This window comes from Amycolatopsis sp. NPDC023774 (assembly GCF_040639695.1).
In the GTDB taxonomy this organism is placed as follows: domain Bacteria; phylum Actinomycetota; class Actinomycetes; order Mycobacteriales; family Pseudonocardiaceae; genus Amycolatopsis.
On sequence record NZ_JBFAAJ010000014.1, the window covers coordinates 139,092 to 156,725 of the forward strand.

Here is a 17,634-nt window from a genome sequence, read left to right on the forward strand (position 1 = left end):
CTGCTCAGGCGCCGGCCCGGACGCGCAGGTACTCGGCCGTTTCCGGGTTCGCCGGGTAGAAGGACTCGATGACCAGCTCGGCCACCGTGACGTCGAGCGGGGTGCCGAAGGTGGCGACCGTGCTGAAGAACGTGAGTTCCGTGCCGCGGTGGCGGTAGCGCAGCGGAACGAAGATGTCGCCCGGTCCGGGCACCTCGACCTCGGGCACCGGCTGGTCGCACGGGTACTCCCGCAGCTCCGCCAGCAGCTCGGCGAGCCCGGCGTCGGCCGTCTGCTCGACCTGGCGGCGCAGGCGGCCCAGCAGGTGGGCCCGCCACTCCCCCAGGTTCAGCACGTTCGGGGCCATGCCGTCGGGGTGCAGGGTCGCGCGCAGGACGTTCACCGGCGGTGCCAGCAGTTCCCGCGCCACACCCTCGACCAGCACACCGAGGCTCGCGTTGGCGTCGACGAGGTGCCAGCCGCGGTCGACCACAGCCGCGGGGTACGGCTCGTGGCCGGTGAGCAGCTGGCGGACGGCGTCGCGCACGGCCGTCAGCTCCGGTGCGCCCAGCTCGGTCTCGCCGTACGCGGGGGCGTAGCCGGCGGCCAGCAGCAGGTGGTTGCGTTCGCGCAGCGACACTTCGAGGTGCTCGCCGAGGCGCAGCACCATCTCCCGGCTCGGCGTCGAGCGGCCGGTCTCGACGAAGCTCAGGTGCCGGGTGGAGATGTCCGCGGCGATCGCGAGGTCGAGCTGGCTGATGCGGCGCCGGTCGCGCCACTCCCGCAGGAGCTCGCCCACCGCGCGCCGTGCCGGGGCCTTCACCGTAGTCGTCACGCCCCCGACGCTACGGGTCCGCCCGCGCCCAGGCCATTACCTCGCGAGTAAAAGCCGGGGATAGCGCGGCAAGGGTGCGGGCATTACCCCCGGCGTAATCGACGAACCGCGCTTCGGCGCAGCAGTCTTGGTGGCACCAGGACGGCGAACCCGTTGTCCGCCAAGGAGAGGAAGCTTCCCCGTGTCCGACGTGACGAGCACTGTCGAGCAGTACATCGCGATCTGGAACGAGACCGACGCCGAACGGCGGCGCGCCCTCGTCGCCGAGGTTTTCACCCCCGACGCGTCCATGACCGATCCCCTGGGCTCGGTGTCCGGCCACGACGGGATCGACGGGTTCATCGGCGGCGCGCAGGCGCAGTTCGCGGGCCTGACCTTCAGCCTGCCGAAGGCCCCCGACGCCCACCATGACCTGGCGCGGTTCCAGTGGTACCTCACGGCGCCGGGTGCCGACGAGCCGATCGCCATCGGATTCGACGTCGTCGAGCTGACCGATGGCCGCATCGCCAAGGTGCACGGGTTCCTGGACAAGATCCCGGGCTGAGGTCGTGGAGCACGAGCGCGGCGGACTCGCGATCGGACGGGTCCGCCGCTGCTCCACAGTGGACGGCCGATGAGGCATGGATCACAAGAAAGACGCGCCGGCCGCGGGAAATCCCGCAGCCCGCGACAGTCCGCACCACCGCGAAGCCAGGGAACGGAATCTCAGAGGTCTGAACCACCCGGCTCGGACCCGATGAGCACCGGATCCGAGGTCCTCCCCACTCTGTCCGTACCCCGTGGGGCGCCTGAGAGTTTCACCCGCGTGGATACCCGGGTTTGCACCGTCGGCGGAACCGGCTGGTGGTGTCCAGCGGGCCCACTTTCCAGAGGCGTCTCGTCCGCGCGGTCCAGGGTGCCTGAGAGGTTCCGGGGAGGACTTGCTCCTTCGGCGCCGAGCTCGTGGATGCCGGCTCGGTCTCTCCCGCGCGGGTTCTTCGACCGCGCGCTCAGAATACCTTGCCCTCGCGGGCGGTGATCACCCGGTGCGACGGGAGTTGCGGCGCTGGGTGAGCTCGTCCGGCACGACCGATTCGATCACGCCGCCGTCGGCGCGTTCGGCGGGGAACTCGTGGATCGTGCCGCTGATCTCCTGCATCGCGCCGCTCACGGCGATGCCGAACACCCCCTGCCCGCCCTGGAGCAGATCCACGATCTCTTCGGGCGAGGTGCACTCGTACACCGTGGTGCCGTCGGAGAACAGGGTGACCTTCGCGAGGTCGCGCACGCCGCGCACGCGCAGGTGCTCCACCGCGACCCGGATGTTCTGCAGCGAGACCCCGGTGTCCAGCAGCCGCTTCACGACCTTCAGGACGAGGATGTCCTTGAACGAGTACAGCCGCTGCGAGCCCGAACCGTGCGCGGTGCGAATGCTCGGCGCGACCAGCTTCGTCCGGGCCCAATAGTCGAGCTGGCGGTACGTGATCCCCGCGATCTGGCACGCGGCGGGACCGCGGTAGCCCACGAGCTCGTCCGGAAGGGAGGCGTCGGGGAACAGCTCACCCTGCTCGCCATCGGCGGCACGAACGGGCGGCCTCTCCGGACTACCAGCCTCGACCACGCAAGCCTCCCTTCGCCCGACCTGGCGGCCGGCGAACAACACCGGTCGAGCCCAGGAGCGGGATCGGCCGGGGAGACCGCCACGATCATGCTCCGGTCGGAGAATCACATCGTGGCGATTTACCGCCTTCGACGGTAAGGCCGCGCCGCGAGCCGGTCAACGCGACGCGCGGCGCACCTCAAGCTCGTCTTGAGGCTTTGGTCCGTTCGTCGTACGGGTTTGACACTTATTACTCTTTTGAGTAACTTATTACTCATGCGAGTAAACTTCGATACGCAAGCGGAGCTGGGACTGAGCGTCACGGAGGCGACAACCCGGGCGCAGATCATCGCGGCGACCATCGCGACGATCGCCGACCACGGCTACGCGCGCACGACGTTCGCCAAGATCAAGGAACGCGCGGGACTGAGCAGCACACGCATGATCTCCTACCACTTCACGAACAAAGCCGGGCTCATGCAGGCCGTGCTGAGCACGGTGTCCGAGACGAAGGCGATGTTCTTGCAGGAACGCAGCCAGGACCTCGACCCCGGCGATCGGCCGGGCAACCTGCGGGCCCACATCGAGACGTCGGTGGCGTTCCTGCGCGACTACCCGGAATGCGTCCGGGTGCTCGCGGAGCTCTCGGCGAACGCCGACGACGCGGACGGCTGGGCGATGACCTCGGTGCTCGTGGACCAGCTGCGCGTCGGCGGCGTGCAACGCCAACTCAAGCAGGGTCAGGACGAGGGGGTGTTCGGCGAGTTCTCGCCGGAGGTGATGGCGATGACGATCGCGCAGGCCATCGACGGAGCGGCAGCAGCCTCTGCGGCCGATCCGTCGACCGACCTCGACCGCTACGGACGGGAAATCGCCGACCTCTTCGAGCGGGCGACCGCTCCGAAGCGGTGAACGGGCGGGAACGTGGTGCGCAACCGCGTTCCCGCCGCCGGCGGCTCAGGTGTCGGCGCCGCGGAAGTCTTCGGGGGACACGGAGTCGAGGAACTCACGGAACTTCTCGACCTCGTCCTCCTGCTCGTCCGGGATGATCAGGCCTGCCTCCTCCAGCACCGCGTCCACGGCGTGGATGGGGACCCCGACCCGCAGCGCCAGCGCGACCGAGTCGCTGGGACGCGCGGACACCCGGATGTCGCCGTCGAAGACGAGCTCGGCGAAGAAGGTGCCTTCCTTCAGGTCCGTGATCACGACCTGCTCCAGCTCGCGGCCGAGCGCCCCGATGACCTCTTTGAGGAGGTCGTGGGTAAGTGGCCGGGCGGGTCGTACTCCCTGCTGCTCCAAAGCGATGGCGGTGGCCTCGACCGAGCCGATCCAGATCGGCAGGTAGCGCTCGCCCTCGGTTTCCCGCAGCAACAAGATCGGCTGATTGGCGGGCAGCTCCACCCGCACACCGACGACGCGCATCTCGCTCATCGGGTTTCGCCTCCCTCTCGTGCACACGGGCTGCAGCGCTTGCGACGTACTCGCGCCGTTGGGTTCGACGCTACCCGTCATCCGGGCGCTGTGCTCGCTAGTGGCGGACATTCTCGGTTCGCTGCACCGCAAACCGTCTCTCACGGTACGGCATACGGTCCCGAACATTTAGTCATTGACATGTGACGCACACCGGTGTTCGGCCCGTTACGTCCGGTTCAACCGCCGCTGACTCCCCGGATCCCCGCTTTCACGAGGAGCGTGTGGAGCGTGACGGACAGCGCGGCCAGCTCCCGGACCACCTCGTCGGCCCTCGCTTTCGCGTCCGCGTCACGATGGCGATACACGGGGGTCACGATCTGCTCCAGCAAGCCGACTTCGCGGTCGGCCGCGGCGCGGAAGGCGCGCAGATGTCTCGGCTCGATACCGAATTCGGTCATCGCCTTCACCGTGCGCGCGATCAGCACCGCGTCGGGACCGAAGAACCCCGCCGCACCCGGTCGCACGAGCCCGTACTGCTGCAGCTCGGCGAGCGTCGCTGCGGTGATGCCGGCTCGCGCCAGCAGCTCCTCCTGCGTCAGCCGGATCTCGGGACCGGTCTCGAAGTCGTCCGCGTCGGGCAGCCCGCCGGTGTCGGCCGGGTCGAGCGACACCAGCTTTCGGGGCGGGCGCGGAGCGACCGCGGCGGGCTCCGCTCCGGAGTCCGCCGCGTCCAGCTGTTCCTTGATGACCTTCAACGGGAGGTAGTGGTCCCGCTGCGCGGACAGCACGAAGCGAAGCCGCTCCACGTCCGCCGGGGCGAACTGCCGGTACCCCGAGGGCGTACGGCCCGGCCGGACCAGGCCTTCCGCCTCGAGGAACCGGATCTTGGAGATGGTGACATCGGGGAAGTCGCCGCGCAGCTGCGCCAGGACCGCCCCGATGCTCAACCCGTCGCGCCGGGCCTCCGAACGACCGGGCTGCCCGGCCGCCGTCACTGTGCCCCCTGGCCCCCGTGCCCCGGGCCCGTCAGGAAGACCAGGCGGAACTTCCCGATCTGCACCTCGTCGCCGCCGGCCAGCACGGCCTGGTCGACCGGCTCGCGGTTGACGTAGGTGCCGTTCAGGCTGCCGACGTCGATCACCACGAACTCCCCGCCCTCACGCCGGAACTCGGCGTGGCGGCGGGAAACGGTGACGTCGTCGAGGAAAATGTCGCTGTCGGGGTGCCGCCCCGCGCTCGTGGTGTCGCGGTCCAGCAGGAAACGCGACCCCGCGTTGGGGCCCCGCTTCACGACCAGGAGGGCGGAACCCGGTGGGAGGGCGTCGACGCCCTGCACCGGTGCCTCGGCGGCCGGCGCGGACTCCTGGCCTTCGACGTCGGCCAGGAAGTCGGCCCGGAAGACAGAGGTCCGCTCCGGAGACTGCTCCGGGGGAACGCCGGGCCCGTCGTTCGTGCTCACCTGAGCTCTCCTCTACACACAATGTTGCCTATGACCAAGAACGTGTAGCTGCCAACGTACCGTGCCTGATCGGTTCGGGACCCCGGGGCTCCCCCTTGGGCGGGCGGAACCCCCGGGCCAGGCCGAACCCGCCTCAGCCGGTGATGAGCGCCTGGTACGCCTCGGCTTCGAGCAGGGCGTCGAGCCCCGCGAGGTCGTCGAGGCGGATCTCCACGAGCCAGCCCTCGCCGTACGGGTCCGAGTTGATCAGCTCGGGCGAATCGGAGACCGCGGCGTTCACCGCCACGATCTCGCCGTCGACCGGCGCGAACAGCTCCGAGACGCTCTTGGTGGACTCCACCTCGCCGAAGACGTCGCCCGCGTCGACGTGCCTGCCGACCTCGGGCAGGTCGACGAACACCACGTCGCCGAGCTGGTCCTGGGCGTACTCCGTGATGCCCACGCGGACCAGCGCACCCTCACGCGTGGCCACCCACTCGTGTTCCTCGGTGTAATGCAGCTCTTCTGGAGTGGTCAACGCCCCTCCCCTTCCTCGAACCGACTTCGTCGCGGGCAGTCTTCCATCACCGGCTGCGAAGCGCGCGCACTGCCTGCACGACGTAGAGCGCGCCGGACCAGACGTAGAGCACCCCGCCCCAGACCATGAAGGCGTAGGCGATCGGCCGCGCCACCACGGCCACGGTCGAACCGCCCTGCGTGAGCAGCAGGAACGGGAAGGCGTACATGAGCACGAACGTCGCGCCCTTGCCGATGTAGGTCACCTCGGGCGGCGCGAACCCGCCGCGGCGCAGCACGAGCACGCAGACCGCGAGCACGGCCTCGCGCAGCACGAGCGGCACGACGACCCACCACGGGATGATGTCGCGGATGAGGAACGCGACGAGGGTCGCGAGAATGTAGAGCCGGTCGGCGGCAGGGTCGAGCAGCTGGCCCAGCCGCGACATCTGGTCGAGCCAGCGGGCGAGCTTGCCGTCGAGCCAGTCGGTCAGCGCCGAGAAGACGAGCAGCGCGAGGGCCCAGCCGTCCTCCTTCGGGCCGAGCAGCAGCCAGAGGAACACGGGCACACCCGCGAGCCGCAGCAGCGACAGGAGGTTGGGGACGTTGAACGCCTGCCGCAGCAGGGAAGGCTCCGTCTTGGGCTCGGGGACCGTGGTCACTCGCTCAGCCTAGAGGTGAGGACCAGCGCCGACGCCGGTGGTCACGCGGTCGGGTCGCGGGTTCGTGGCGCGCGACCCGACCGCGGGGCTGGGGCGGCTTTACCGTCCCGAGGCCGCTCCCCCGGCATCGCCACCGTGGGGCATCGAAAACTGGGCAGCGAAAACCGGGGCAGCGAAACCGAGGCGTCGAAAACCGCGGGCTTCCAAGCGGTGAGCCGGAAGGCCGCAGGACGGTCAGCCGGCGCGGCGGTGACTCCAGCCGCGACGCTGCAGCTCCGCGTTGCTGAGGCGCTCAGGGCGGCCGCGGTCGTCGTTGCCGACCCAGCGGGCGCGGCCGGCTCGGCCTTCGAGGACGTACGGACGGCCGCAGCACCACACGACGCTGCAGGGCGTCGTGGGCGGCGTGGTGGGCCGCGCGGTCGGGTCGGTGAGGTCGGAGGCTGACGGGATGCCGGGCTCGGTGGCCGTTTCGGTGGTCATGCTGTGCGGTGCTCTTGTCTCTCGGGGTCGGCGGGTGATCGGGGACGGGAACGCGCTGGGCGCTCCTCACGTATTTCGGTCCGAAGGCGACGGACGTTAACGACCACCGCGAAGATTCGTCCGATCGGTGAGGAAGGAATTCGCGCTGTATCAGTGCGTTAACTCCAGCTTAACCGTCCACAATAGACTCATCACCGGGGGAGCCCGCCGAGGCGGAGGCCCCGCTTCCGGTAACCTCCGCCCGCCGCGCCGGGTGTCGGTGCGGGTCACAGCGCCGGCGGCGGGCCAGAATGCCGGAGAGGACCCTGGCGAAAGGACCCCGGTGCCCCCGTCGAAGCCCGCGTGGCGGCCGCTGCTCGCGGCCTGGCTCGTGCTGCCGGCGCTCGCCGCCTGTTCGGGCGAACCCGAGCCCCGGGCGGCGGTGCCGCCGCCACCGTCCGCGACCACCGCGCCGCCGACGACCTCGTCGCCGCACTCGGTTCCTCCCCCGCCGCCTGAACCGACGCAGGCGCCGCCGAGCACGCACACCCGGGCCCCGAGCACCACGCCGGCCGTTCCGGGGTCCTGCGGCACCGTGACGGCCGCGAACGGGCTGACCCTGTACGTGTTCGACAGCCGGGCGGGCGGCGTGCCGTGCGCCGAGGCCATGGCGCTCGTGCGCGACTTCCACGCGAAGATCGCCGGCCGGCAGGGGTCGGGATCCAACGACGCCGTCAACGACACCGTGTCCGGCTGGCTCTGCACCTCGGGCCCGCCGGCGGCACAGGGCGGCACGACGTGCAGCAAGGGCGAGCAGACGGTGTTCGCGGCCGTCGTCCCCTCGGAGTGAAGCCGAGGGGGACGGCGGCCGCGCGGCTCAGGCCTTGAGGTCCGGGAAGTCGTCCTCGCGGTACTCGCCCTCGGGCCGGGTGTTCTCGTGCTCGCGCCCGCGCAGCTCGACGCGGCGGATCTTGCCGGAGATCGTCTTCGGCAGCTCGGCGAACTCCAGGCGCCGGATCCGCTTGTACGGCGCGAGGTGCTCCCGCGCGTACGCCAGGATCGCGCGAGCGGTGTCCGCGGTGGGCTCGTGGCCCGCGGCCAGCACGACGTAGGCCTTCGGCACGGCGAGCCGGATCGGGTCCGGCGCGGGTACCACGGCGGCCTCCGCGACGGCTTCGTGTTCCAGCAGCACGCTCTCCAGCTCGAACGGCGAGATCCGGTAGTCCGACGCCTTGAACACGTCGTCGGTGCGCCCGACGTAGGTGATGTAGCCGCGTTCGTCGACCGAACCGACGTCGCCCGTGTGGTAGTAGCCGCCGCGGAAGGCTGCCGAGGTGCGCTCGTCGTCGTCCGCGTAGCCCACCATCAGGCCGACCGGCCGGTGCGCGAGGTCGAGGCAGATCTCTCCCTCGGTGGCGCGCTCGCCCGTGACCGGGTCGACCAGCGCCACCACGAAGCCCGGCAGCGGCCGGCCCATCGAACCGGGAACCACGTCCTGGCCGGGGGTGTTGGCGATCTGCACACTGCTCTCGGTCTGGCCGAACCCGTCGCGGATGGTGACGCCCCACGCCTTCTCGACCTGCTCGATCACCTCGGGGTTGAGCGGCTCGCCCGCGCCGACGACCTTCCGCGGCGGGGTTTTCAGCGCGCTCAGGTCGGCTTGGATGAGCATGCGCCACACCGTGGGTGGCGCGCAGAAGCTCGTGACCCCGCAGCGGTCCATCTGCGCCATCAGGGCCGTGGCGTCGAACCGCGTGTAGTTGTACAGGAAGACCGTGGCCTCGGCGTTCCACGGCGCGAACACGTTGCTCCACGCGTGTTTCGCCCACCCGGGCGAGGAGATGTTCAGGTGCACGTCGCCGGGCTCGAGGCCGATCCAGTACATTGTGGACAGATGGCCGACCGGATAGGACACGTGCGTGTGCTGCACGAGCTTCGGCTTCGCCGTGGTTCCCGAGGTGAAGTACAGCAGCAGCGGGTCACCCGCGCCCGTCGCACCTTCGGGGGTGAAGCCGGCCGGCTCGGCGTACGCCGCGGCGTAGGCGTGCCAGCCCTTCACCGGCTCGCCGACGGCGATGCGCGTGTAGCCGCCCTCCACGTCGGCGAACTTCGGGGCGTCGGCCGAGCGCACGATGACGTGCTTGGCCTTGCCGCGCTCCACGCGGTCGGCGAGGTCGGCCGGCCCGAGCAGCGTCGAGGCGGGGATGATCACTGCGCCGAGCTTGATCGCGGCGAGGATCGTCTCCCACAGCTCGCCCTGGTTGCCCAGCATGAGGATCAGCCGGTCGCCGCGCGAGACACCGAGGCGGCGCAGCCACGTGGCCACCTGGTCCGAGCGGGCCGCCATCTCCGGGTAGGTCCAGCGGTTCTCGGTGCCGTCCTCTTCGACGATCCACAGCGCGTACCGCTGCGCGTTGGCCGGGTCGCGGGCGACCACGTCGAACCAGTCGAGCGCCCAGTTGAACTCGGCGGGCTGCGGCCACGCGAACTCCCGGACGGCGGTGTCGTAGTCCTCGCGGTGGGACTGGAGGTAGTCCCGCGCCTCCCGAAAGACCTGGTAGGCCTCGCCGGCCTGCTGGTTCCCCGAAGCGCCATTGCTCACGTCGTGCTCCCTCGTGCTCGCGTACGTGCCTGTTCTACTCGCCCTTGAACTCGGGCGCGCGGCGCTCCATGAACGCCTGCACCGCCTCTGCGAGGTCCTTGCTCGGGAGGAACGCGGAGTTCCACGCCGCGACGTAGCGCAGGCCCTCGGCGACCTGGCGCTCGGTGTTGGTGGCGAGCACCTGCTTGGTGCCCTGCACGACCAGCGGCGGGTTCGCCGCGATGTCGGCGGCGAGCTTGCGGGCCTCGGCCAGCAGCGTGTCGGAGTCGGGGTAGACGTCGTTGACCAGGCCGATCTTCTCGGCGCGCGCGGCGTCGATGTCCTTGCCCGTCAGAGCGAGCTCGCGCACGTAGCCCTCGCCGACGATCGTGGCGAGCCGCTGCAGGCTGCCGAGGTCGGCGACGATCGCGACCTTCACCTCGCGCACGCTGAACTTCGCGTCGGCGCTGGCCAGGCGCACGTCGGCGGCGCTGATCACGTCGACGCCGCCGCCGATGCACCAGCCGGACACGGCCGCGATCACGGGTTTGCGGCACTCGGCGATCGAGCCCACGGCCTCCTGCAGGCGACGGACCTCGCGGTGGAAGTCCGTGCGCGGGCCGGCCAGCGCGTCGCCGGCGAGCATCGGGGCCCAGCCGCCCATCATCGCCGGCAGGTCGAGGCCGTAGGAGAAGTGCGCGCCGCTGCCGGTGAGCACGATCGCGCGCACGCGCGGGTCGGCATCCAGGGCGGCGAAGACCAGCGGCAGCTCGCGCCAGAAGTCGGGGCCCATGGCGTTGCCCTTCGCCGGGCCGAGCAGGGTGACTTCGGCGACGTGGCCGTCGATGTCGACCTTCAGCGAGACGAGATCGGGCAGCTTGTCGGCAGGTGCGGTCATGCCTGTCATCTTGAACCATCCGGTTGACGCTGTGCCAATTCGGTCGCGGGGTGCTTTCCTGGGATGGTCACGAGAGATCGAAGCGGCCCTCGACCACGAGAGGAAGGTGGCGCATGAGCCCGGCCCCCGTTCTTGCCGTCGACGACCTGCCGGCGGATCCTCCGCCGGCGCGCCGCTCGCGCCCGATCGAGCTGTCCGGCTCGTTCACCTGCGACGGCCAGCGCCTGGCCTACACCGAGTACGGCTCGGGCGAGCGCGTCGTGGTCCTGATGCACGGCATCATGTTCACCCGCCGCATGCACGCGCCCCTGGCCCGCCGGCTCGCGCGCTCGGGCTTCCGCGTGATCACCTTCGACCTGCTGGGCCACGGCGAGTCCGACCGGCCCACCGAATCGTGGCGCTACTCGATGCCGGCGTTCGGGGAGCAGGCCGTGGCACTGCTCGACCACCTCGGCCTGGACGACGCCGTGCTCGGCGGGACGTCGCTCGGCGCGAACGTGGCGCTCGAGGTGGCGGTCGCGCAGCCTTCCCGGGCCCGCGGGCTGGTCGTGGAGATGCCGGTGCTGGACAACGCGATCGTCGCCGGGCTGCTCACGTTCGCTCCGCTGCTGTTCGCCGCGCGCTTCCTGCCCGTCACCGTGCGCGGTGTCGCTCTGGCCGCCAACCTCGTGCCCCACGGCAGCCAGTGGGTCGACGTCGTCACCGACACCCTGACGCAGCAGCCCGAGCCGATGGCCGCGCTCCTGCACGGCGTGTTGTTCGGCCGAATCGCGCCGCCGAAGTCGGTCCGCCGGGCCATCACCACGCCCGCGCTGGTGATCGGCCACGAAGGCGACCCGATCCACCCCTTCGGCGACGCCGACACCCTGGCCGCCGACATGCCGCGCGCGGAGTTCGTCCAGGCACGCAGCCCGGTCGAGCTCCGCTCCGACCCGAAGCGCCTGACCTCGGCGATCACCGACTTCGCCGAGCGCTGCTACGAAAGCTGACCCGGCCGGATCACTTCGCGAGCCCGGCCACCGGACCGAACACGATCACCGCCGGCGGCCGGACACCCGCGGCGGCCGCTTCGTCGGCCACCTTCCCCAGCGTGGAGCGCAGGGTGCGCTGCGTGCGCATGGTGCCGTCCTCGACGATGGCGACGGGCGTGTCGGCGGGGCGGCCACCGTCGAGCAGCGCCGAGGCGAACTGGGGCAGGCGTTCGACGCCCATCATCAGCACGATCGTGCCGCGCAGGCCGGCCAGCAGTGACCAGTCGACGAGCGAGCGCGGATCACCGGGCGCGACGTGCCCCGAGACGACCACCACCTCGTGGGCGACGCCGCGGTGGGTGACCGGCACGTCGGCGACGGCGGGAACCGCGAACGCGCTCGTGATGCCCGGGACCATGGTCACCGGCACCCCCGCCTCGGCGCAGGCCAGCACCTCTTCGAACCCGCGGCCGAACAGGTAGGGGTCGCCGCCCTTGAGCCGGACGACGAACTTGCCCTCCTTGGCTTTCTCGATCAGGGTGCTGTTGATCACGTCCTGGCTCGCGGCGCGGCCGTACGGGATCTTCGCCGCGTCGACGACCTCGACCTCGGGCGCGAGCTCGTCCAGCAGCTCGCGCGGCGCGAGGCGGTCGACGACCACCACGTCGGCGCGCGAGAGCAGCCGGCGGCCGCGGACGGTGATCAGGTCCGGGTCGCCCGGTCCGCCGCCGACCAGGGCGACGCCCGGCAGCTCGGTGTCGGTGTCTCGCGGCGCGCGGGCGCCGTCAGCATCCTTGACGGTGCCGGCGTGCAGGGCGTCGAGGATGCTGTCGCGCACCGCGGCCGAGCGCAGCGGCTCGCCGCCGGACAGGACGCTGAACAACAGCCCGCCGTGGCGGCCCGAAGCCGGGGTCACGGCGCTGCCGGACTCCCCCTCGTCGGCGCGCACGCAGAACACGCGCCGGCGTTCTGCCTCGGCGCACACGGCGGCGTTGACCTCGGGGTCGTCGGTGCACGCGAGCGCGTACCAGGCGTCGGCGAGATCACCCTCGGCGTAGGGGCGCTCGTGCCAGACCAGCTCGCCCGCGTCGGCCATCGCGCTCACCGACGGTGTGGTGTGCGGCGAAACCAGCTCCACCCGCGCGCCCGCGCGGATGAGCCGCGGGAGGCGGCGCTGGGCGACCGAGCCGCCCCCGACCATCACGACGCGACGGCCGGCAAGCTGGAGTCCGGAGAGGTAGTGCGGGTCGTCCATAGCCGGGAAGTCTGCCTGGCCGGTCCGCTCAGCGCTGCAGCAGGGCCAGCAGCCCGGTGTTGCCGAACATCGTCACCGCCTCGAGCGCCGACGGCGTGCCCGCGCGGGGATCGGCACCACCCGCCACCAGCGCCTTCACGACCTCGGGCTCGTCCTTGAACACGGCGCCGGCGAGCGGGCTCTGGCCCCGGTCGTTGACCCGGTTCGGATCCGCGCCGCGCGCCAGCAGCGCGGCCACCGTCTCCGCGTGCCCGTGGTAAGCGGCGAGCATCACCAGCGTGTCGCCGCGGTCGTTGGTGAGGTTCGCGGGGATACCTGCGTCGACGTACGCGGCGAGGCGCTCCGTGTCACCCTCCCGCGCCATGGTGAACACGCGGGCCCACAGGTCGAGCTCCTCGTCCGACGGCGTCCCGGAAGCCATGCGCCGAGTCTGGCACGCCGGCTCCCAGGACGCCGGGTGGTCGGGCGCGTCAGCCCCGCGCGGAGTTCGGGTACCGCAGCGGCGCCATCTCCCGCGCGTTCTTGATGGCCGAGGCCACCTGCTTCTGCTGCTTCGGCGTCAACCCCGTCACGCGACGGGCGCGGATCTTGCCGCGGTCGGAGATGAAGCTCCGCAGCAGATCCACGTCTTTCCAGTCGACGGCCGTGATCCCGCGCGCGTGCAACGGGTTCGCCCGCTTGCGGGATACGCGTTCGTGCTTCGGCATCCGGCTCACCAGCTCGACTTCGAGACGCCGGGCAGCTCGCCGTTGTGCGCCATCTGCCGCATGCGCACGCGCGACAGAGCGAACTTGCGCAGGTAGCCGCGCGGGCGGCCGTCGGCGGCGTCGCGGTTGCGGATGCGTGCGGCGCTCGCGTCGCGCGGCATGCGCTGCAACGCCACCACCGCGTCGGCCTTGTCCTGTGCCGACGAGTGCGGCGAGGCGATCACGGCCTTGAGCGCCCGGCGCTTCTCGACGTAGCGGGCGGCGATCACCTTCCGCTGCTCGTTCTTCGCGATCTTCGACTTCTTCGCCATCAGCGCTCTTCCTTGAACCCGACGTGCTTGCGCGCCACGGGGTCGTACTTGCGCAGGACCATCCGGTCGGGGTCGTTGCGCCGGTTCTTCTTCGTCACGTACGTGTAGCCGGTGCCCGCGGTGGACCGCAGCTTGATGATCGGCCGGACGTCCGTGCTCTTCGCCATCTAGAGCTTCACCCCCTTCGCGGCCAGTTCCGCGACGACCGCGTCGATCCCTCGCTTGTCGATCGTCTTCATGCCCTTCGCCGACACCTTGAGCCGCACGGTCCGGCCGAGGCTCGGCACGAAGTAACGGCGGGTCTGCAGGTTCGGCTCCCAGCGCCGCGACGTGCGGCGGTGCGAGTGCGAGACCTGCTTGCCGTAGCCCGGCTTGCGGCCGGTGACCTGGCAGACGGCTGACACGAACCCTCCCGAGTTGATAGTGATATTCGTTTTCAATTACGCTGGCCACCGTACCCCGTCCCGTCGACTGGAGCTTCAGTGACCCCACACCCGCGTGTCCCGCTCGTGCTCGTCAGCGGGCTCACCGCCGAAGGCAACGACGAGCTCGCCGCACTTCTGCGCCGCGCCGGCCCCGGCGTCGCCGTGGTGCACCACGACCTGCGGCAGATCGGCAACGGCATCGTCCGCAGGCGGATCCGCCTCGGCCCCTGTGACCAGCTCACCGCGCTGGAACTGGCCCACGGCTGCGTGAACTGCACGCTGCGCGAAGACCTCCTGCCGCTGCTGCGCCGGCTCGCCCGGCGGCCGGAGGTGGACCGGATCGTGCTGCGCCTCGACGAGGCCATGGAGCCCGAGCCGGTGAGCTGGGCGATCGCCAACGTCCTGGTCGGCGACCGGCCCGTGAGCCAGGACGTCGAGATCGAAGCCGTGTTCACCACCGTCGACCGCGCCGCCTGGCTCGCCGACGTGTCCGGCGACGATCTGCTCCTGGAGCGCGGCCTTCAGGGCAGCCCCGAGGACGAACGGACCGTCGCGCAGGTCGCGCTCGCACAGGTGGAGTTCGCCGACGTGCTGGTGCTCGCGGGCGACGTGCCCGACGCGTGGTGCGCCGCGAAGACCGCGGCCGTGCTCGACCGCGTCGCTCCTTCGGTCCCGCGTGTCGTGCTGAAGGGCGTGAACGCCGGACTGCTGTTCGCCGCCGTGCCTGCGGAATCGCGGCGCGGTGAGGTGATCGACCTGCACGGCGCGCTCCTGCGGGGCCAGCCGCCGCTGCACGCGGACTGCGGGGTCGAAGTGCTCACCTTCACCTCGCAGCGGCCGTTCCACCCCGAGCGCCTGCACGAGGCCATCGACACGCTGCTGGGCGGTGTGATCCGCACCCGTGGCCGCGCGTGGGTCGCGAGCCAGCCCGACATCGCGTTCTGGCTCGAGTCCGCGGGCGGCGGCCTCGCCATCGGGCACGCCGGGCCGTGGCTCGCCTCGCCCGACGGCCCGGACTGGGCCGCGGTCTCCCCCGAACGCCGCACGCTCGCGTCGCTGCGTTGGCACCCGGTGCACGGCGACCGTGCGCAGGAGCTCGTGGTGGTCACGGATCTGGTGGCGCCGAAGGAAATCGAGGACGCGCTGCGCGTCGCACTGCTCACCGACGACGAGCTGGCCGAGGGAGAAGCTGCCTGGCGCAGCTACCCCGACCCGTTCGGCGAGTGGCACGAAGACCCCTGCGAGGCGACCGAAGACGACGCAGAAGACCAAGAGCGGCACGTCAACGCCACCAACCGGAAGGAAGAACCGCAGTGAAACCCGGCATCCACCCCGACTACCACCCCGTGGTGTTCCGCGACTCGTCCACGGGCGACGCGTTCCTCACCCGCTCCACCGCCACGTCCGAGCGGGCGATCGAATGGCACGACGGCAACACCTACCCGCTCGTGGTCGTGGACATCAGCTCCTGGTCGCACCCGTTCTGGACCGGCAACCAGCGGATCGTCGATTCCGCGGGCCAGGTCGAGAAGTTCCACCGCCGGTACGGCCGGCGCGAGAAGGGCGGGGCGCGCTGATGGCTGTGCCAAGCGGAAGAAGTCCCGCAGCAACACCCGCGCGCGCCGTGCGCAGTGGAAGGCGGCGGTGCCCGACCTGGTGCCGATCACGGTGGACGGCGAGCGCAAGCTCGTGCCGCGCCACCTGATCAAGCACTTCCAGCGGCTCGACCGGTGAGCGTCCCGGTCACCGTCCTGTCGGGATTCCTCGGCGCGGGCAAGACCACGCTGCTCAACCACATCCTGGCCAACCGTGAAGGACGGCGGGTGGCGGTGATCGTGAACGACATGAGCGAGGTCAACATCGACGCCTCGCTCGTGCGCGACAGCGTGTCCCGCACCGAGGAGCGCCTGGTCGAGCTGACCAACGAATGTATCTGCTGCACCCTGCGCGAGGACCTGCTCGACGAGGTCGCGCGCCTGAGCGCGGAAGGACGGTTCGACCACATGCTGATCGAGTCGAGCGGGATCTCCGAGCCGATGCCGGTCGCCGCCACGTTCTCCTTCCCCCGCGACGACGGCACGCCGGCGCTGCCGGACGCCCGGCTCGACACGATGGTGACTGTGGTCGACGCCATGAACTTCGGCCGGGAACTCGCCGGCGGCGACTCGTTGGCCGAACGCCGCCTCGATCAGTACGAGGGCGACGAGCGCACGGTCAGCGACCTGCTCGTGGACCAGGTCGAGTTCGCGGACGTGCTGCTGCTGAACAAACCGACCTCGTCTCCCCCACCGAGGCCGACCGCCTCGTGGCGACGTTGCGCCGGCTCAACCCGGGCGCCGACGTCGTGACGGCGGAGTTCGGCCGGGTGCCACTCGGGCGCGTGGTCGGCACCGGCCGCCACGACCCGCTGCGGGCGCGGCAGGCCCCGGGCTGGGTCGCGGAGCTCAACGGCGACCACGTGCCGGAGACCGAGGAGTACGACATCTCCAGCGTCGTGTTCCGCGCCGGCCGGGCGTTCGACCCGGCGCACCTGTGGGACTTCGTCACGACCCGCCTCGACTCGGGCGAGTTCGCCACCGCGCCGCGCTCCAAGGGATTCTTCACTCTCGCGTCGCGACCGGGCGTGCTCGGCCTGTGGTCGCAGGCGGGCGCGGTCGCGCGGTTCGAACCGCAGGGCGTGGCCGTAGCGCCGCAGCAGGAGCTGGTCTTCATCGGCGTCGGGCTCGCCGGCGACCCGCTGCTGACCGCGCTCGACGCGTGCCTCACCGACGAGCCGGTGACGGCGGACCCCTTCCCCAGCTGGGAGCCTGTGCACATCCACTGAGGACAGACGCGTCGAAGGCCGCGACCCGCATCACACCGGTCGCGCGGCCTTCGTGTTCGCGGGAGTTCGTTGATCGTTCACCGCCCTGCGCAACCAGGCCGTTCGGACGAGGTCCACGCCGCACGCACCACGCGTGAACTGGGCGATTCGGTGGGGTTAGGGGCGTTTCGCGAAGGTTGATCAACCCAGGTTTATCAGCCTAGCTTGATTAATGTGCCGGATCGGATCAGCAAGGATCTCGTGGAGGCCGCCGCCGACCTGAGGGTCGCGCTCGGGCGGCTCGTGCGGCGAATGCGGCAGGGCTACGTGGCCGGCGAGGCCACGCTCTCGGAGAGCTCCGTGCTCTCGCGCCTCGACCGCGACGGCCCCTCGACGCCCGGCTACCTGGCCGAGCAGGAGCGGGTCAAGCCGCAGGCCATGGGCGTGACCCTCGCCGGGCTCGTCGAACGCGGGCTCGTGAGCCGCAGCCCCGACGCCGCCGACGGCCGCCGCATCCTCATGTCCGTGACCACGACCGGCCGGAAACTCCTGACCGACCGGCGTTCCCTCAGCACCCAGCGCGTCGCCCACGCCCTGGCCAGCGGCTTCAACACCGAGGAACGCCACCGACTACTCGAGGTGATCCCCCTGCTCGAACGCCTCGCGGACGAACTATGACCACCACCAGCCGCGCAAACCACCACAAGACCGACCGGCGTTCCCTCAGCACCCAGCGCGTCGCCCACGCCCTGGCCAGCGGCTTCAACACCGAGGAACGCCACCGACTACTCGAGGTGATCCC

23 protein-coding genes, 2 pseudogenes and 1 riboswitch are annotated in these 17,634 nt (G+C 70.9%); of the genes and pseudogenes, 9 read left to right on the forward strand and 16 right to left on the reverse strand.

The window, feature by feature from the left end:
• Positions 1-4 precede the first annotated feature (4 nt).
• The gene (locus AB0F91_RS26855) at positions 5-814 is read right to left on the reverse strand and encodes a helix-turn-helix transcriptional regulator (RefSeq protein WP_360601673.1); all 810 of its coding nucleotides are present in this window, start codon (positions 812-814) and stop codon (positions 5-7) included.
• Positions 815-995: 181 nt separating this feature from the next.
• On the opposite strand from AB0F91_RS26855, the gene AB0F91_RS26860 reads away from it, so the two are divergent.
• Positions 996-1,358: a nuclear transport factor 2 family protein gene (locus AB0F91_RS26860; RefSeq protein WP_360601675.1), complete on the forward strand. Its 363-nt coding sequence runs from the start codon at positions 996-998 to the stop codon at positions 1,356-1,358.
• A 332-nt stretch (positions 1,359-1,690) separates the two neighbouring features.
• Positions 1,691-1,791, reverse strand: a riboswitch (glycine riboswitch).
• A gap of 41 nt (positions 1,792-1,832) precedes the next feature.
• Here the strand turns inward: AB0F91_RS26860 and AB0F91_RS26865 are convergent.
• Positions 1,833-2,414 (reverse strand): MerR family transcriptional regulator, encoded by a 582-nt coding sequence (locus tag AB0F91_RS26865; protein WP_220240879.1) that lies wholly within the window; start codon positions 2,412-2,414, stop codon positions 1,833-1,835.
• A gap of 255 nt (positions 2,415-2,669) precedes the next feature.
• Here AB0F91_RS26865 and AB0F91_RS26870 point away from each other — a divergent pair, with 255 nt between their 5' ends.
• Complete coding sequence (locus AB0F91_RS26870) at positions 2,670-3,305, forward strand: TetR/AcrR family transcriptional regulator (RefSeq protein ID WP_360601677.1); 636 nt, start codon at positions 2,670-2,672, stop codon at positions 3,303-3,305.
• Between the two features lie 45 nt (positions 3,306-3,350).
• Here AB0F91_RS26870 and AB0F91_RS26875 read toward each other — a convergent pair whose 3' ends face one another.
• From AB0F91_RS26875 to AB0F91_RS26900, 6 genes are all read right to left on the reverse strand, one after another.
• Positions 3,351-3,824 (reverse strand): bifunctional nuclease family protein, encoded by a 474-nt coding sequence (locus AB0F91_RS26875; protein ID WP_005150031.1) that lies wholly within the window; start codon positions 3,822-3,824, stop codon positions 3,351-3,353.
• A gap of 218 nt (positions 3,825-4,042) precedes the next feature.
• On the reverse strand, positions 4,043-4,801 hold the full coding sequence (locus AB0F91_RS26880; protein ID WP_360601679.1) for a MerR family transcriptional regulator: 759 nt from the start codon (positions 4,799-4,801) through the stop codon (positions 4,043-4,045).
• Positions 4,798-5,265 (reverse strand): glycogen accumulation regulator GarA, encoded by a 468-nt coding sequence (garA, locus tag AB0F91_RS26885; protein WP_033287853.1) that lies wholly within the window; start codon positions 5,263-5,265, stop codon positions 4,798-4,800. The genes AB0F91_RS26880 and garA overlap by 4 nt, the downstream gene beginning before the upstream one ends.
• Positions 5,266-5,398: 133 nt before the next feature.
• On the reverse strand, positions 5,399-5,782 hold the full coding sequence (gene gcvH / locus AB0F91_RS26890) for a glycine cleavage system protein GcvH (RefSeq protein WP_360601681.1): 384 nt from the start codon (positions 5,780-5,782) through the stop codon (positions 5,399-5,401).
• 46 nt (positions 5,783-5,828) lie between these two features.
• Complete coding sequence (locus tag AB0F91_RS26895; RefSeq protein ID WP_360601683.1) at positions 5,829-6,422, reverse strand: CDP-alcohol phosphatidyltransferase family protein; 594 nt, start codon at positions 6,420-6,422, stop codon at positions 5,829-5,831.
• A 234-nt stretch (positions 6,423-6,656) separates the two neighbouring features.
• Entirely contained in the window at positions 6,657-6,902 is a 246-nt protein-coding gene (locus AB0F91_RS26900) for a hypothetical protein (RefSeq protein WP_360601685.1), read from the reverse strand.
• A gap of 322 nt (positions 6,903-7,224) precedes the next feature.
• Here AB0F91_RS26900 and AB0F91_RS26905 point away from each other — a divergent pair, with 322 nt between their 5' ends.
• Positions 7,225-7,731 carry a hypothetical protein gene (locus AB0F91_RS26905; RefSeq protein ID WP_360601687.1) on the forward strand — a complete coding sequence of 169 codons (507 nt, stop codon included), beginning with the start codon at positions 7,225-7,227 and terminating at the stop codon, positions 7,729-7,731.
• A 27-nt stretch (positions 7,732-7,758) separates the two neighbouring features.
• On the opposite strand, the gene AB0F91_RS26910 is transcribed toward AB0F91_RS26905, so the two are convergent.
• On the reverse strand, positions 7,759-9,483 hold the full coding sequence (locus tag AB0F91_RS26910) for an AMP-binding protein (protein ID WP_360601689.1): 1,725 nt from the start codon (positions 9,481-9,483) through the stop codon (positions 7,759-7,761).
• 34 nt (positions 9,484-9,517) lie between these two features.
• Positions 9,518-10,360, reverse strand: a complete 843-nt coding sequence (locus AB0F91_RS26915; protein ID WP_360601691.1) for a crotonase/enoyl-CoA hydratase family protein — start codon at positions 10,358-10,360, stop codon at positions 9,518-9,520.
• Positions 10,361-10,473: 113 nt separating this feature from the next.
• Between AB0F91_RS26915 and AB0F91_RS26920 the strand changes: the two genes are divergently transcribed.
• Positions 10,474-11,349: an alpha/beta fold hydrolase gene (locus tag AB0F91_RS26920; RefSeq protein WP_360601693.1), complete on the forward strand. Its 876-nt coding sequence runs from the start codon at positions 10,474-10,476 to the stop codon at positions 11,347-11,349.
• A gap of 10 nt (positions 11,350-11,359) precedes the next feature.
• Here the strand turns inward: AB0F91_RS26920 and cobA are convergent, their stop codons facing one another.
• The 6 genes from cobA to rpmB are packed head-to-tail and all read right to left on the reverse strand — an operon-like array spanning position 11,360 to position 14,008.
• Positions 11,360-12,586 carry a uroporphyrinogen-III C-methyltransferase gene (cobA, locus tag AB0F91_RS26925; RefSeq protein WP_360601695.1) on the reverse strand — a complete coding sequence of 409 codons (1,227 nt, stop codon included), beginning with the start codon at positions 12,584-12,586 and terminating at the stop codon, positions 11,360-11,362.
• Positions 12,587-12,614: 28 nt separating this feature from the next.
• A complete protein-coding gene (locus AB0F91_RS26930; protein WP_360601697.1) occupies positions 12,615-13,007 on the reverse strand; it encodes an ankyrin repeat domain-containing protein in 393 nt (130 codons plus the stop codon).
• Positions 13,008-13,056: 49 nt separating this feature from the next.
• Positions 13,057-13,293: a 30S ribosomal protein S18 gene (gene rpsR / locus AB0F91_RS26935; RefSeq protein WP_360601698.1), complete on the reverse strand. Its 237-nt coding sequence runs from the start codon at positions 13,291-13,293 to the stop codon at positions 13,057-13,059.
• 5 nt (positions 13,294-13,298) lie between these two features.
• On the reverse strand, positions 13,299-13,604 hold the full coding sequence (rpsN, locus tag AB0F91_RS26940) for a 30S ribosomal protein S14 (RefSeq protein ID WP_360601700.1): 306 nt from the start codon (positions 13,602-13,604) through the stop codon (positions 13,299-13,301).
• The gene (rpmG, locus tag AB0F91_RS26945) at positions 13,604-13,771 is read right to left on the reverse strand and encodes a 50S ribosomal protein L33 (RefSeq protein WP_360601702.1); all 168 of its coding nucleotides are present in this window, start codon (positions 13,769-13,771) and stop codon (positions 13,604-13,606) included. Before rpmG ends, rpsN begins: the two co-directional genes overlap by 1 nt.
• Complete coding sequence (gene rpmB, locus AB0F91_RS26950) at positions 13,772-14,008, reverse strand: 50S ribosomal protein L28 (RefSeq protein ID WP_360601704.1); 237 nt, start codon at positions 14,006-14,008, stop codon at positions 13,772-13,774.
• A gap of 78 nt (positions 14,009-14,086) precedes the next feature.
• Here rpmB and AB0F91_RS26955 point away from each other — a divergent pair, with 78 nt between their 5' ends.
• The 5 genes and pseudogenes from AB0F91_RS26955 (at position 14,087) to AB0F91_RS26975 (ending at position 17,510) form a co-directional block, all read left to right on the forward strand.
• Positions 14,087-15,346 (forward strand): GTP-binding protein, encoded by a 1,260-nt coding sequence (locus AB0F91_RS26955; protein ID WP_360601706.1) that lies wholly within the window; start codon positions 14,087-14,089, stop codon positions 15,344-15,346.
• Positions 15,343-15,606 (forward strand): type B 50S ribosomal protein L31, encoded by a 264-nt coding sequence (locus AB0F91_RS26960; RefSeq protein ID WP_360601708.1) that lies wholly within the window; start codon positions 15,343-15,345, stop codon positions 15,604-15,606. Before AB0F91_RS26955 ends, AB0F91_RS26960 begins: the two co-directional genes overlap by 4 nt.
• Before the next feature lie 10 nt (positions 15,607-15,616).
• Positions 15,617-15,763: pseudogene (gene rpmF, locus AB0F91_RS26965) on the forward strand (50S ribosomal protein L32); the annotation flags it as partial.
• A pseudogene (locus tag AB0F91_RS26970) lies at positions 15,760-16,853 on the forward strand (GTP-binding protein). The pseudogenes rpmF and AB0F91_RS26970, both read left to right, overlap by 4 nt.
• Before the next feature lie 213 nt (positions 16,854-17,066).
• Positions 17,067-17,510 carry a MarR family transcriptional regulator gene (locus tag AB0F91_RS26975; protein WP_360601710.1) on the forward strand — a complete coding sequence of 148 codons (444 nt, stop codon included), beginning with the start codon at positions 17,067-17,069 and terminating at the stop codon, positions 17,508-17,510.
• Positions 17,511-17,634 lie beyond the last annotated feature (124 nt).

What these genes read in the sequence shown, in the direction of transcription:
- AB0F91_RS26870 (WP_360601677.1), top strand. Translation starts at nt 2,670, where the DNA reads ATGCGAGTAAACTTCGATACGCAAGCGGAGCTGGGACTGAGCGTCACG.
- AB0F91_RS26875 (WP_005150031.1), bottom strand. Translation starts at nt 3,824, where the DNA reads ATGAGCGAGATGCGCGTCGTCGGTGTGCGGGTGGAGCTGCCCGCCAAT.
- AB0F91_RS26900 (WP_360601685.1), bottom strand. Translation starts at nt 6,902, where the DNA reads ATGACCACCGAAACGGCCACCGAGCCCGGCATCCCGTCAGCCTCCGAC.
- AB0F91_RS26915 (WP_360601691.1), bottom strand. Translation starts at nt 10,360, where the DNA reads ATGACCGCACCTGCCGACAAGCTGCCCGATCTCGTCTCGCTGAAGGTC.
- AB0F91_RS26920 (WP_360601693.1), top strand. Translation starts at nt 10,474, where the DNA reads ATGAGCCCGGCCCCCGTTCTTGCCGTCGACGACCTGCCGGCGGATCCT.
- cobA (WP_360601695.1), bottom strand. Translation starts at nt 12,586, where the DNA reads ATGGACGACCCGCACTACCTCTCCGGACTCCAGCTTGCCGGCCGTCGC.
- AB0F91_RS26930 (WP_360601697.1), bottom strand. Translation starts at nt 13,007, where the DNA reads ATGGCTTCCGGGACGCCGTCGGACGAGGAGCTCGACCTGTGGGCCCGC.
- rpsR (WP_360601698.1), bottom strand. Translation starts at nt 13,293, where the DNA reads ATGCCGAAGCACGAACGCGTATCCCGCAAGCGGGCGAACCCGTTGCAC.
- rpsN (WP_360601700.1), bottom strand. Translation starts at nt 13,604, where the DNA reads ATGGCGAAGAAGTCGAAGATCGCGAAGAACGAGCAGCGGAAGGTGATC.
- rpmG (WP_360601702.1), bottom strand. Translation starts at nt 13,771, where the DNA reads ATGGCGAAGAGCACGGACGTCCGGCCGATCATCAAGCTGCGGTCCACC.